Source organism: Vreelandella sp. GE22 (assembly GCF_968212445.1).
This window is the reverse complement of sequence record NZ_OZ309110.1, coordinates 2748378-2761464: the sequence shown is the minus strand read 5'-3', so window position 1 is coordinate 2761464 and position 13087 is coordinate 2748378. Positions and strand designations below refer to the sequence as shown.

At 58.2% G+C, this 13087-nt stretch carries 11 protein-coding genes; 3 read left to right on the top strand and 8 right to left on the bottom strand.

All coding sequences use genetic code 11. The features are described from left to right. Position 1: 1 nt before the first annotated feature. Positions 2-727: a 3'-5' exonuclease gene (locus ACWHRL_RS12935; protein ID WP_447893982.1), complete on the top strand. Its 726-nt coding sequence runs from the start codon at positions 2-4 to the stop codon at positions 725-727. 79 nt (positions 728-806) lie between these two features. On the opposite strand, the gene ACWHRL_RS12930 is transcribed toward ACWHRL_RS12935, so the two are convergent. From ACWHRL_RS12930 to ACWHRL_RS12910, 5 genes are all read right to left on the bottom strand, one after another. Then, a complete protein-coding gene (locus tag ACWHRL_RS12930) occupies positions 807-2447 on the bottom strand; it encodes a BCCT family transporter (protein WP_447893981.1) in 1641 nt (546 codons plus the stop codon). A 253-nt stretch (positions 2448-2700) separates the two neighbouring features. Next, positions 2701-4356: a BCCT family transporter gene (locus tag ACWHRL_RS12925; protein ID WP_447893980.1), complete on the bottom strand. Its 1656-nt coding sequence runs from the start codon at positions 4354-4356 to the stop codon at positions 2701-2703. Positions 4357-4442: 86 nt separating this feature from the next. Continuing rightward, on the bottom strand, positions 4443-5312 hold the full coding sequence (locus tag ACWHRL_RS12920) for a glycine betaine ABC transporter substrate-binding protein (protein WP_447893979.1): 870 nt from the start codon (positions 5310-5312) through the stop codon (positions 4443-4445). Between the two features lie 158 nt (positions 5313-5470). Continuing rightward, a complete protein-coding gene (locus ACWHRL_RS12915; RefSeq protein ID WP_447529535.1) occupies positions 5471-6304 on the bottom strand; it encodes an ABC transporter permease in 834 nt (277 codons plus the stop codon). Then, positions 6304-7506 (bottom strand): quaternary amine ABC transporter ATP-binding protein, encoded by a 1203-nt coding sequence (locus tag ACWHRL_RS12910; RefSeq protein ID WP_447529534.1) that lies wholly within the window; start codon positions 7504-7506, stop codon positions 6304-6306. The genes ACWHRL_RS12915 and ACWHRL_RS12910 overlap by 1 nt, the downstream gene beginning before the upstream one ends. 436 nt (positions 7507-7942) lie before the next feature. On the opposite strand from ACWHRL_RS12910, the gene ACWHRL_RS12905 reads away from it, so the two are divergent. Further along, positions 7943-8371 (top strand): hypothetical protein, encoded by a 429-nt coding sequence (locus ACWHRL_RS12905; RefSeq protein WP_447529533.1) that lies wholly within the window; start codon positions 7943-7945, stop codon positions 8369-8371. Between the two features lie 275 nt (positions 8372-8646). Continuing rightward, on the top strand, positions 8647-8841 hold the full coding sequence (locus ACWHRL_RS12900; RefSeq protein ID WP_447529532.1) for a hypothetical protein: 195 nt from the start codon (positions 8647-8649) through the stop codon (positions 8839-8841). A 116-nt stretch (positions 8842-8957) separates the two neighbouring features. Here ACWHRL_RS12900 and ACWHRL_RS12895 read toward each other — a convergent pair whose 3' ends face one another. The 3 genes from ACWHRL_RS12895 to ACWHRL_RS12885 are packed head-to-tail and all read right to left on the bottom strand — an operon-like array spanning position 8958 to position 13028. Then, on the bottom strand, positions 8958-10355 hold the full coding sequence (locus tag ACWHRL_RS12895; protein ID WP_447529531.1) for a sigma-54-dependent transcriptional regulator: 1398 nt from the start codon (positions 10353-10355) through the stop codon (positions 8958-8960). An 11-nt stretch (positions 10356-10366) separates the two neighbouring features. Beyond that, positions 10367-11812 (bottom strand): ATP-binding protein, encoded by a 1446-nt coding sequence (locus tag ACWHRL_RS12890; RefSeq protein ID WP_447529530.1) that lies wholly within the window; start codon positions 11810-11812, stop codon positions 10367-10369. A gap of 34 nt (positions 11813-11846) precedes the next feature. Further along, positions 11847-13028: a PQQ-dependent sugar dehydrogenase gene (locus ACWHRL_RS12885; protein ID WP_447893978.1), complete on the bottom strand. Its 1182-nt coding sequence runs from the start codon at positions 13026-13028 to the stop codon at positions 11847-11849. Positions 13029-13087 lie beyond the last annotated feature (59 nt).

Here is a 13087-nt window from a genome sequence, read left to right as displayed (position 1 = left end):
TATGAAAGGAATAAGGCCGCGCCAGCGCATCAATCACGCCGACTGGGCCGGGTATATGGCCAAGCGCGTTAGCCAGGCTCAGGACCCGGCCCTCAAGGCCTTTTTCGATACCGCGTTGCCAGGCCCCGATACGCCCATCTCAGACGTACCCATGGTCGCGCTGGATATGGAAACGACCGGATTGGATGAGCGCCGCCACGCCATCGTCAGCATCGGCTTGATCCACTTCACGCTCGACCGTATCTCGCTCTCGTCGCGGCGTTATTGGCTGGTCAAACCCTCGAGGCCGCTTAACGGGGAGTCGGTGGCCTATCACCACATCACACACTCGGAAATCAGCCACGCCCCGGATCTGGACGAGATTTTGGGCGAGCTTTTGGACGAGCTGGCCGGTCGGCTGGTCGTGGTGCACTTTCGCAATATCGAGCGGCCGTTTCTGGATGCGGCGGTGAAGTCGCGCCGCAAAGAGGGCGTACTGTTTCCCATGATCGATACCATGTCGCTGGAGGCGCGCCTTCATCGTCAAACGCTGTGGTCGCGGTTTCGCCGCTGGCTGGGTAGACCACCGGTCTCGATTCGCCTCGATGCCAGCCGTCAGCGTTACGGTTTGCCCACCTATCAGGGCCACCATGCGCTGGTCGACGCTCTGGCCACCGCTGAGCTCTTTCAGGCTCAGGTAGCGCACCGTTACTCGCCGGATACGCCGCTCAAGAACTTCTGGTGCTAGCCGCCGCCATTTGTTGAGCGCAAAAAAACGGGCAGCCCTAAGGCTGCCCGTTTTCATTTTGCCGCGATAAAGCGTTTGTCTAAACCGCTTTGGGTTCGCTCATCAAGCCCTTGATGATGGCATAGCACGCCACCAGAAGAATAATGGCAAACGGGAAGCCGGTCGACACCGCCATGGTTTGGAGAGCCGTCAATCCACCGCCCAGCAGTAGCGCAATGGCAATGGCGCCTTCAATGATGGCCCAGAAAACGCGCTGGGAGGTGGGGGCATCCACTTTGCCGCCCGCTGTGATGGAGTCCACCACCAGGGAGCCCGAATCGGACGAGGTCACAAAGAAGATGATGACCAACAAAATCGCAACGAAGGACGTTATTTGTGCCAGGGGCAGTTGTTCCAGCATGACGAACAGCTGAAGATCGACGCCCGCATCGCGCACGGCGCCAATACCTTGGCTTACAACCTGGTCGATCGCTGTGCCGCCAAAGGTGGTCATCCAGAGGACAGATACCAGCGACGGTATGATCAACACGGAAATCAGGAATTCCCGGACCGTACGGCCCCGCGATACACGCGCGATGAACATGCCGACGTACGGGGACCAGGAGATCCACCATGCCCAATAGAAGGTGGTCCAGCCCTGGCTAAAGTTGGCATCCTCGCGGCCAAAGGGCGTTGAAAGCGCGGTGAAGTTAGTGGCGTAGCTCCACAGGTTTTCAAAAAAGCCCGACATGATGAACAGGGTAGGGCCAACGGCAATCACGAAGAACAGCAGCAGCGCCGCCATGATGATGTTGATCTTGGAAAGCAGTTGCATGCCTTTGTCGACACCGGCCGCGAGGGACGCGATGGCCAGCATCGTGATGCCGATAATCAACAGGATCATCGTAATGTCGCCTTCCGGCGCGCCAAACAGATAGGTCAGGCCCGCGGCCGCCTGGCTAGCGCCTAGACCGAGCGACGTTGCCAAGCCAAACAGCGAAGCAAACACGGCCAAAATATCGATTAAATGGCCGGGCCACCCCCAAACGCGCTCGCCCAAAATAGGGTAGAACACCGAGCGCATCGAAAGTGGTAGCCCCTTGTTGTACGAAAACAGGGCCAGTGAAAGTGCCACGATGGCGTAAATCGCCCAGGGGTGCAGGCCCCAGTGATAGATAGTGGCAGCCATGGCCAGTGACGTAGCACCCGCAGCGTCACCCACGGCGCCCCCTAGCGGCGCCCCACTAGAACCCTCAAACGAGGTTCCGAAGTGGGTGATGGGTTCATTGACAGCGAAGAACATCAAGCCAATGCCCATGCCTGCGGCAAACAGCATCGAAAACCAACCCATATAGGTGTAGTCGGGTTTCGCGTTGGTGCCACCCAGACGTATTTTACCCAGCGGGGAGAAAATCAATCCAATACATAAAATAACGAATATATTGGCAGCAGTGATAAAGAACCAGGACAGATTGCCCGTTAAAAAGTTAAAAATGGCATCGTATATCGGCGAAATAGTATCTTGCAGCGCCAGGGTCAACACCACGAATAGCAATATGACGATCGCTGAAATGCTGAATACCTTGCCGTGCAGGTCAAGGTTAAGACCCATTTTATTGGTCGTAAAATTATCCTGGCCGACGACGTAGTCGGTATCGATCAGGTTCGCTGCTCCTTCGGGCGCAGGAATCCCCTCCGACCCGGGTTCCTCCGGGGCATCATTTGGTTCTTGCTTATCCACGGGTACCTCTCCGTTCTGGTTAGAAATACGCCCTCGAGCGCTGTGTCATTCTTGCTGCGCCATATCTTAACAAGAATTGTATCCATGAGTCGTGATGATTGTTGTTTGTAAAATAATGGATGCGGAAAAGCGCCCACCGTCCAATTGCTGATACGGGGCCACTAAGCCGGTCATCTCGCCCTATACGCTACACATACGAAACGGGCGGCCCCAGGGCCGCCCGTTTCGTGTTGCTGCGCTTGACGCGTTTGGTTTACACCGCCTTGGGTTCGCTCATCAGGCCCTTGATGATCGCATAGCTTGCGACCAGCAGGATGATGGTGAACGGGAAGCCGGTAGAGACCGCCATGGTCTGCAGTGCGGTCAAGCCGCCGCCGAGAAGCAGCGCAATGGCGATGGCCCCTTCGATGATGGCCCAGAATACACGCTGCGGTTTGGGAGCATCCACTTTACCGCCAGCGGTGATCGAGTCGATGACCAGTGAGCCCGAGTCCGAGGAGGTCACGAAGAAGACGATGACCAGCACGATACCGATGAAGGAAGTGATCTGCGAAAACGGCAGCTGCTCGAGCATCAAGAAGAGCTGGAGATCGCCTTCGCCTTCCCGTACGGCTTCGATGCCCTGGCTTATGAACTGGTCGATGGCGGTGCCACCGAAAGCGGTCATCCAGAGGACCGATACCACGGTGGGCACGATCAATACCGAGATCAGGAACTCACGTACCGTACGTCCGCGGGATACCCGGGCGATGAACATACCGACGTAGGGCGACCAGGAGATCCACCAGGCCCAGTAGAACGCTGTCCAGCCTTGCGTAAAGCCGGTGTCATCGCGCCCGAAGGGGTTGGCGAGCGCAGGCAGGTTGACCACGTAGTGGAACATGTTTTCGAAGAAGCCCGTGGCGATGAACATTGTCGGGCCGACACCGATCACGAAGAAGAGCAGCGCCGCCGCCAAGGCGATGTTGATCTTGGAGAGCAGTTGTACACCTTTGTCGACGCCGGCAATGATCGAGCAGATGGCGATCATCGTGATGCCAACGATCAACAGGATCATCGTAATGTCGCTTTCCGGCGCGTTGAAGAGATAGGAGAGGCCAGCGGCTGCCTGGGTGGCGCCCAGCCCCAACGAGGTGGCAAGACCGAAGAGCGTCGCGAATACCGCCAGGATATCGATGACGTGGCCCGGCCAGCCCCAAACACGCTCACCCAGAATAGGGTAGAACACCGAGCGCATCGAGAGCGGAAGCCCCTTGTTGAACGAAAAAAGCGCTAGCGAGAGCGCGACGACCGCATAAATTGCCCAGGGGTGTAGGCCCCAGTGGTAAATAGTGGCCGCCATGGCGAGCGCCGTCGAGGTGCCCTCATCGCCCTGGGCACCCATCAAGGGAGCGCCGGAGCCCCCTTCCAGAGCGGTGCCGAAGTGGGTCAACGGCTCGCTGACGCCAAAGAACATTAGTCCGATACCCATACCCGCAGCGAAGAGCATGGAGAACCAGCCCATATAGGTAAAATCCGGCTTGGCGTCAGCTCCGCCAAGGCGAATTTTGCCTAGAGGGGAGATAATCAGCCCAAGACAGAGAATCACGAAGAGGTTGGCGGCAAGGATGAAGAACCACGCCAGGTTACCGGTCAAAAAGCTAAATATAGCGTTATAAAACGGCTCGATCGTATCCTGAAGGGCGAGGGTTATAACCACGAACAGCAGGATAATCACCGCCGAGATACTAAACACCTTGCCGTGAAGGTCGAGGCTGAACCCCATCTTGTTGGTGGTGATATTGTCCTGACCGATGACATAATCCGTATCGATAAGGTTTGCTGGCCCATCCGGTGAAGGAATCCCCTCGCCGACCGGCTCATCCTGAGATTCATTGGGTTTTTCATTTTCCACTGGATTTTTCTCCATGTTGAACCGAAGTCGTTGCTTTACCAACCTTTTATAAACGCGGCCGGTGCATCGCAATACACCGGCCGACCGATCACGGCTTGGGTTTACGAATCAAGCCACTGCTCGACCACATCCTGGTTCTCTTCGACCCATTGCTTGGCGGTTTCGTAGGGGTCGCTGCCGTCTTCCTGGTTCATCAGCATGACCTCGCCCATCTGCTCCGGCGTCCACTCGAAAGCGTCGAGAATGGCGTAGGCTTCGGGCATTTCGTCTTCGAAACCGTTGCGCACCACGGTATGGATCTGCTCGGCACCGCCGAAGACGCCTTCCGGGTCGTCGAGATATTTGAGATCCCAGCGCGCGAACATCCAGTGCGGGGTCCAACTGGTGACGACGATATCTTCTTCGTTATTGATCGCATTGCTGAGCGCGGCGACCATGGTGGCGTCGCTGCCGCTACGCAGGTTGAGCTCAAGGTCATAGGTATCGACGACTTCCTCGGCCAGGCCCATCAGGCCAGCACCCGGGTCAATACCGATGATCTCGTTGTCGAAAAGGGCTGCGTTATCGTTTAGCGCGTCGATTGAGTCCACATCGGTGTACTCGGGGACGACCAGGCCGAGCTTGGTGCCGTCCAGGTTGGGGCCGAGATCTTCTACGTCGCCGTCGATGCGCTCCATGTATTCGGCGTGGGTGGTCGGCAGCCAAGCCGCCACGATGGCATCGGCATCGCCGGTAGACAGCGCCTGGAACATGGCCGCCGCGGACAGAGAGGTCATGTTCACCTCGAAGCCTGCCTGTTCGAGCACCGCGGCGATCACGTTGGTGGAGGCTACTTCCGAGGACCACTCGACGTAGGCGAGATTGATCGTGCCCTGCTCCTGGGCCTGGGCAAGACTGCCCGTCATCAGGGTGCTACCGGCAAGCACGCCAAGGGTGGCGAGACGAATCGAACGATTGATGCGTGTTTTCATGTTGTTTCCCTTATTGATGAATGACGCTTTTATAAGAGGTCAACGCCTCTACTTGATGAGAGCCAAAACGTACTGGAACGCGTCCCGTTTTGGCCTCTCAAGCCTGGTGGCTTATACGCCGGGCTTCAACTTTCAAGCCCGGCAATAAGCCGAATGTTCTACTGCTGACGCGTTTTGCGAAGCGATTGAGTCAAACGGTCAAGCAGCATGGCCAGAATGACGACGGCAATACCGGCTTCGAAGCCGTCGCCTGGGCGAAGGCGCTGGATGGCGCGCCATACTTCGCTACCCAGGCCGTCGGCGCCGATCATCGCCGCAATGACCACCATCGAGAGCGCCAGCATGATGGTCTGGTTGATACCGGCCATGACCGTGGGCAGCGAAAGCGGCAGCTGCACTTTGAAAAGCTTCTGAGCGCGGGTCGCGCCGTAGGCATCGGCGGCTTCGATCAGATCCGTCGGGACCTGGCGAATCCCCAGGGTCGTGAAACGAATGGCCGGCGGCATGGAGAATATGACGGTGGCAAAAATGGCCGATACTGCCCCAATGCCGAAAAACGGGATCGCCGGAATCAGATAGACGAACGCGGGCATGGTCTGCATGAAATCCAGAATCGGCATGATGACGCGATAAAGCCGGTCCGAGAGCGCTGCCAGAATGCCGATCGGTAGCGCAATCACCACCGCCACCAGGGTAGCGATCACCACCAGCGTCAGCGTCTCGATCATCGGGTTCCAAAGGCCCAGATTCCAGATAAGTGCCAGACCCGCTATCGCGCCAATGGCCAGCCGTGTGCTTGCCAGCCGCCAGCAGAGCAGGGCGATAAGCGCCATCAATGCCCACTCGGGTAGCCACATCAGGCTGTCATTCAGGCTATTGATACCGGTTTGAGTAAAGCGGGAAATAGCCCGCGTAACGACCGAGTACTCACTGGTCAGCCATCTCAGCGCCGTCTCGATCCAGTTACCCAAGGGAATGCGTGGAATATCCATTACTGCTCTCCTGCTCGTGCCAGTTCATCGAGTACCGCGCCTTTAACGACCACCCCGAGCAGCCGCTTTTGTTCATCGACCACGGCAATCGGGAAGCTCTTTTCGCTAAACATGGCGAACAGGTGCTGCAGGGGCTCCTCGGGGGGGACCTGACGGAAATCCTGGGTGAGATACCCGGCGAGCGAGTCGGCGCCGGCCTCTATTGCTTTGCTCGCGGCGTCCGCCGTTAAAAGCCCATGCAGGCGGCGGTCGCGATCGGTCATGTAGATAGAGTCGAGGCTGTAATCGCGCATACGGCGCAGCGCAGTGCGTGGGCCGTCGGTGTCCCGGGCGCTGGTGCGCACCGGGCGCATGGCGCTTTCGGCGGTCAATATACGCGAGCGATCCACGCCTTCTATAAAGCGGCGCACGTAGTCATCCGCCGGTTTGGTCAGAATTTCTTCGGGGGTGCCGATCTGAACGACTTCACCATCTTTCAATAGCACGATGCGATCGCCAATGCTTAGCGCCTCGTCCAGGTCGTGGGTGATGAAGACGGTGGTTTTTTGCATGCGGGTCTGCAGTTGAAGAAGCTCTTGCTGCATGTCCTTGCGAATCAAGGGGTCCAGTGCGGAGAAGGCTTCGTCCATGAGCAGCACACTGGCATCGTTGGCAAGCGCTCGGGCAAGGCCCACGCGCTGCTGCATGCCACCGGAGAGCTGGTTGGGATAGGCGTCCTCCCAACCTCCCAGCCCCACCTGCTGGAGGGAGCTATGGGCAAGCTCCCGACGCTTGGCCTTGTCGATACCGCGAATCTCGAGACCGAATTCGGCGTTTTGCTGAACCGTTCGATGAGGAAAGAGCGCGAAGTTCTGAAAGACCATCGAAAAGTGGCGCCGGCGGCACTCCAAAAGCGCTTTCTCGCCTAGCGAAGGAATATCTTCGTCGTCGATGACGATTTCACCTTCGGTGGTTTCGATAAGCCGGTTCAAACAGCGGATAAGCGTTGACTTACCCGAACCTGAAAGCCCCATGATGACCAGGAGCTCGCCTTCATGGACATCGAAAGAAATATTGGAAAGGCCCAGCGTTTGACCGGTTTTCTCGAGAATCTCGGGGCGCTTAAGGCCCTGATCGCGAAGCTCGAGTGCTTTCTTTGGTTGTTTCCCGAATACCTTGCTTAAATTCCGAACCCGAATTTTAACAGGACGTGTTTCATCCATTGACCGTGCCTTTTATTGAAGTGACTTGTCGTTGGGCATCCTTGTGGCGCGAACACCACAGCAACCATTGATCCTGCTGCCCCCAAGAGATCATAAAAGCAAATTAACCATTACTCTTTGATTTATTAAATTTTATTATACATAAACGATGCCGGTGTGTCACAACGCTCAAACTGCACGGTTAACTAACGCTACATGTGTCATTTTGATCCCACCTCAATCAGGATAGATGAAACCTGGAATAGGTGGATTATTTTTTTAAGTTATTGTTTTTTAAAGTGGTAGTTTTTTATATGGTGACTTTGGCACGCAACGTGTAACAGTTTTACCAAACACTATTTTCGTAGTTTCAAATGCTCTACCCAGCCTTCGCGACTCGTTGGCTGGATTCGATAAAGTAGTTGAAGCAATCGATGAATTAACGGAGACAGGTCTTATGGATAAGCAAGCGAAACCGTTCAAGCGCAAGTCGCTCATCGCACTCGGCATGTTGGCTACGGTAAGCTCGCTAGCGCTTGCTGGCTGCGGCAACGATGAAGAAGAAGTGCCGCCGACTCAGCAGCCCGAGACCATGCAGCAAAACGATGGCGTCACGAATGAGCCGGGTACCATGAACGACGACCCCGCCATGAACGACGATCCGGCTATGGGTAACGACCCGGCCATGAACGACCCGGCGGCCAATGACCCGACGACGACGGACCCGGGCCTTGATAACAATGCCGCCACGTCGCAAGAGCCGATGCCCGGTGATGAGACCGAGCCCATGAACGATCAAGACCCCGAAGAGAACCCGGGCTTTGGTGAAGGTACCGACCCCATGCCGGGTGACGAAACCAACGACGACGAACAACTGAACCAGTAAGTTTTTACCGCTCCCTACGGTGGTGATCCGGCACGGCTGTCTGTTCCCTGCGGCTGTCATATGCGGTTCATCACCATTACCCCCGCCCCCCGCGGGGGTTTTTTTGGTTACTACCCTGGTGAATGCGTCTAAAAGCCGATTGACCGAAAACCGCTGCCCGGCTAGGCGTTTAGCGCGCTAATCGAGCTGGTAAAAAACGGGCGCTAGCGCTACGTTTAATAAGCCCCGTTCGGGACTACCGATTCAAGGATTGCCTTAAGGTCAAGGAGAAGGACATGGCGACAAAACGTAATAATCGCTTTACGGCACTTTTGTTGAGCGCTTTGCTAGCGCTGGGTGCGCTTGGGCTGGCGGGCTGTGGTGACAATGACGCGCCCAACCCGGAGGCAGAACCGGAAGAAGAGCAGCCCATGGGGACCGGGCCCATGTCCAACGATGACGCAGGTGAAACACCCAGCGACGACGTTTAAAATCTCGGGCGTTAAGCCCTGATAGGCAAAGCAAAAGGGCCAGGCAGTTACACTGCCTGGCCCTTTGCCGTCGAGATTGCCGGTTTCGCAGCGAATGGCTGCGTGCAGCTCGGCGTTTAGCTGTCGTCTTCCAGGCGCCGGTATAGCGTACGCCGCGCAATCCCGAGTACTTCCGCCGTACGGCGCTTGTTGCCGCCGGTCGCTTCCAACACTTTGCGGATATAGCGCTTTTCGACCTCTTCAAGACTTGGCCAGCGGTGCTGCGCCGGTGCTGGCGCCTGGATGCCGGGAAGTACCTCGCCGCTTAGCGTGGGCGAGAGCTCGGCCTCGGAGTGCGAGCCCGCATGGTCGCGAAGCCGTTCGGGCAGGTCGCCGTGCTTCAATAAACCCTCTTCGCTCAGCGTGACCGCGCGCATTACCGCGTTCTCGAGTTCGCGCACATTGCCGGGGAAGGGGTAGCTTAAAAGCGTGTTCAGCGCATCGGGTTCGATCTGCTCGATCTGCTTGCCCTGGGCTTCGGCGTGCTTGTCGATCAGGGCGAAAATCAGGTGCTCGATGTCGCTTCCGCGTTCGCGCAGCGGCGGTATGCGTAGCGAAAACGTTTCCAGGCGGTAGAACAGGTCGCTACGAAAGTTCTGGGCCTCGATCTCTTTTTCCAGATGACGGTGAGTGGCGGCGATAATACGCACATCCACCGGCTCTTCGCGCTCGCCGCCCACCGGGCGTACGGTTTTTTCCTGCAACGCGCGCAACAGTTTGGCCTGCAGGTTGATGGGCATTTCGCCGATCTCATCCAGAAACAGACTGCCGCCCTGGGCGCTTTGGAAAAGGCCTTTGCGCGCCTCGTTGGCGCCGGTGAAAGCGCCTTTTACGTGACCAAAGAACTCGCTCTCCATCAGGTCGGCGGGAATGCTTGCGCAGTTGACCGGCACGAACGGCGCCTCGGCCCGCGGGCTCTCCTGGTGAATCGCGCGGGCGAGCAGTTCCTTGCCGGTGCCGCTTTCGCCCAGAATGAGAATCGGGGCGTTGCTTTTGGCAAGCCGAGAGGCGTCGTGAAAAAGCGCCTGCATGGCGTGACTTTTACCCACGATGCCGTGGAAGTGGTTGAGCTCGCTATCGTGATTGAGCGCCAGGCGCTGGCGCTCGAGCACCCGAAACACCGCTTCGCGTATGGCGTCCAGATCCAATGGTTTGGTGAGAAAATCATCGGCGCCGAGTTTGAGCGCCTCGACCGCCTGGTCGATGGTGCCAAAGGCGGTAATGACGATGATACCCAGCTCCGAGCCGCTTTGGCGCAGTTGCTGTAGTAGCTGGATACCAGTCATGCCGGGCAGACGTACATCGGTGATCATCATGGCCACGGGCGTGTGGCTTAAAAGCGCCATGGCCTCTTCGGCGCTGGGTACGCCCAGCGTCTGATACCCCGCGTCGTGCAACTCCTCTTCCAACAGCTCACGGATCGCGGGGTCGTCTTCGACAACCAGTAACGGTAAAAGGTGGTCCTGTTCGGTCACAAACGTCTTCCTCAAGCGGATGCGGTTTCACTCAAGGGGAGGGTGATTTCAAACCCGGCCCCCCCGAGGGCGCTATCGAACACGCCAATCGTCCCGCCGTGATCGTTGATAATGCGGTGTACCATGGAAAGCCCCAGGCCACTGCCCTGGCCTACGGGCTTGGTCGTAAAGAACGGGTCGAACACCTGCTGGTGATTCGACGCCGGAATGCCCGGGCCGTCGTCCTCGACCCAGAGCGTAATTTCGTCTTCCTGCTGCTGCGCGCGTACCTGAACGAGGCTGACATCCGGCGCTTGCGCTGCGTTGCGCAGCAGGTTGGTCAGTACCTGCACGATCTGTTGGCCATCGACCAGCACGCAAAGCGACGGGTCGGGGAGCTTGATATCGAGGCGAATGCCGCGCGGCTCCAGCTCCTCTTCTACCAGTTCGCTGGCACTCATGATCAGTTGGTCAAGCGACTGTCGGTCTTTCTCCACATTGTGCTGGCGGCCAAGCTCCATCAACTGGCGCACGATCTCCACGATGCGCTCGACCTCGCCACGAATGCGCCCAAGCCTTGCCCGCTCGTCGTCGCCGATCACATCCCGCCGGGCCAGACGCTGCGCCTGGCCATTGATGACGGTAAGCGGCGCGCCGATTTCGTGGGCAACGCCGGCGGCGAGTACGCCGAGCTCGGCAAGCTTTTTGGATTTACGCAGACGCTTTTCGAGCTCGATTTCCCGCCGCCGCCGCGCGTCGATGTCCTGGTCCTTTTCGGCCATGGCGTCGAGCATACCGTTGAGCCCCGAGGCAAGGCGGCGGTACTCGACCGGCCCCTCGACGCTTGCCCGCTGGCTACGATCCCCGTCCTCGACCAAAAGCATAACACGCAAGAGCTGGTTCAAAGGCCGTTCGATATAGCGGCGAAAGCCCCACCAGATGCTCAGCACGATGCCGCCGGCACCAATGATGAACACCAGCACCGCGACGATGCTGATAAAGCCCGTATAGTTTTCGATGCCGGTGTTGAGCCGGTTGACCTGCAGGACGCCATACACGCTGCCGTCCTGGGTGCGCAGCGGAATCAGCGCCGAGTAGTAGGTCCAGCCGTCGTGCTGTCGGTAGTTGCTGTAAAGGTCGTCACGCTCGATCACGCTTTGAATTTCGTCCGGGGTAAACAGGTTTTTACCCAGCCCCAGGCCATAAATTTCCCGGCCCTGCACGTCAAATACGTAAGCGCCGTAAATACGGTGAAACGAGAACGCGGACTGCAGCGCCTCCTCGAGGGGGGCGGCGCTGTCGCGGGCTACTGCGTAGCTTAATGAAGTGCTCAGCGCCCGGGTGATGATTTCGACCTCGGTTTGAAGCTTGGAACGGACGTTATCTTCGAGGGCTTTGATGGCCACGAAACTAAACACGACCAGTGCAATAAACAGCGGCACGATGACCGTTAAAATCATTAAGTTACGTAAGCGCATCGGGTATCCATCGTGCCAGCAAAGGTGTCAAAGGTTAATCGACCGGCATCAGACGATAAAGCCCGGCCTGGTCGCTATCGGTCAAAAGGTAGATGCCGCCATCCGGGCCCTGGCGCACGTCGCGAATGCGCCCGATCTGACCTTCCAGTACGACCTCGCTTTCGACCACGCGCTCGCCGTCGATCACGAAACGCTCGAGCTTCTCGCTGGCAAGCCCGCCGGCCAGCAGGTTGCCCTGCCAGTGGGCAAAGCCATCGCTTGAGACTTCCGCAAGCCCGGAGGGCGCAAAGCGCCCCTCCATGTCCACCACGGGGTCCGTCATGCCGGGGGCGGAATCCGCCCCCAGCGGCTCATTGGTGGCGTAGTCGTTGCCCAGGGTTACCTCGGGCCAGCCGTAGTTGTGGCCGGCCTTGATCAGGTTAATCTCGTCGCCGGTGCGCGGGCCATGCTCGGAGACCCACGCCTGGCCGTTTTCGCGCACCACCATGCCCTGAATGTTGCGGTTGCCAAGCGTATAGATCTCATCGAGGGTGCCGGCATCATCGATAAAGGGGTTGTCTTGGGCGGCGGTGCCGGTGTCGGTCAGGCGAAGGGTCGAGCCCGCATGGTCATCGCTTGCCTGGGCGCGGCTGGGGTCGGAGCCCCGGTCCCCCACGCTCATCAACAGCGTGCCGTCATCGAGCCACGCCAGGCGTGAGCCGTAGTGGCGACCGGGGCCCGAGGCGCGGTCCTGCTCGAAAAGGTGCTCGACATCACCCAGCTCTTCGCCTTCCCAATGCACCCGCGAAAGTGCGGTACGCGTGCCGTTGGCGTCGGGCTTGCTCCAGGTGAAATAGATCCAGTCGTGTTCCCCGTCGCCAAAATCCGGATGGAGCACGACGTCCAAAAGCCCGCCCTGGCCCTGACGACTCACATCGGGCATGCCGCTGAGCACCTTTGCATGGCCCTCGCTATCCACCAGGTTGAGATGACCGCTACGCTCGCTGACCAAATACCGCCCGTCGGGTAGAAAAGCGACCGCCCAGGGGCGTGTAAAGCCGTCGGCCACGCGTTCGATGGAAAACGTGGCGGCATCGGTGGTCACGGCGTCGGTGATGATTTCAGCCTGAGCGCTATTCAAGCCGCCCAGCAGCAACAGCCCGCCCAGTAACGGTGAAAAAAACGGTGAAGCACGGCGGTCGAGGTGCGTGGGCGTCAGGGCAGGCGTTGTCGTCATGAGCGTGATCTCCGGCTTGGGAATTATAATTAATCTAGCAGTGACTACGCCCAACGGGG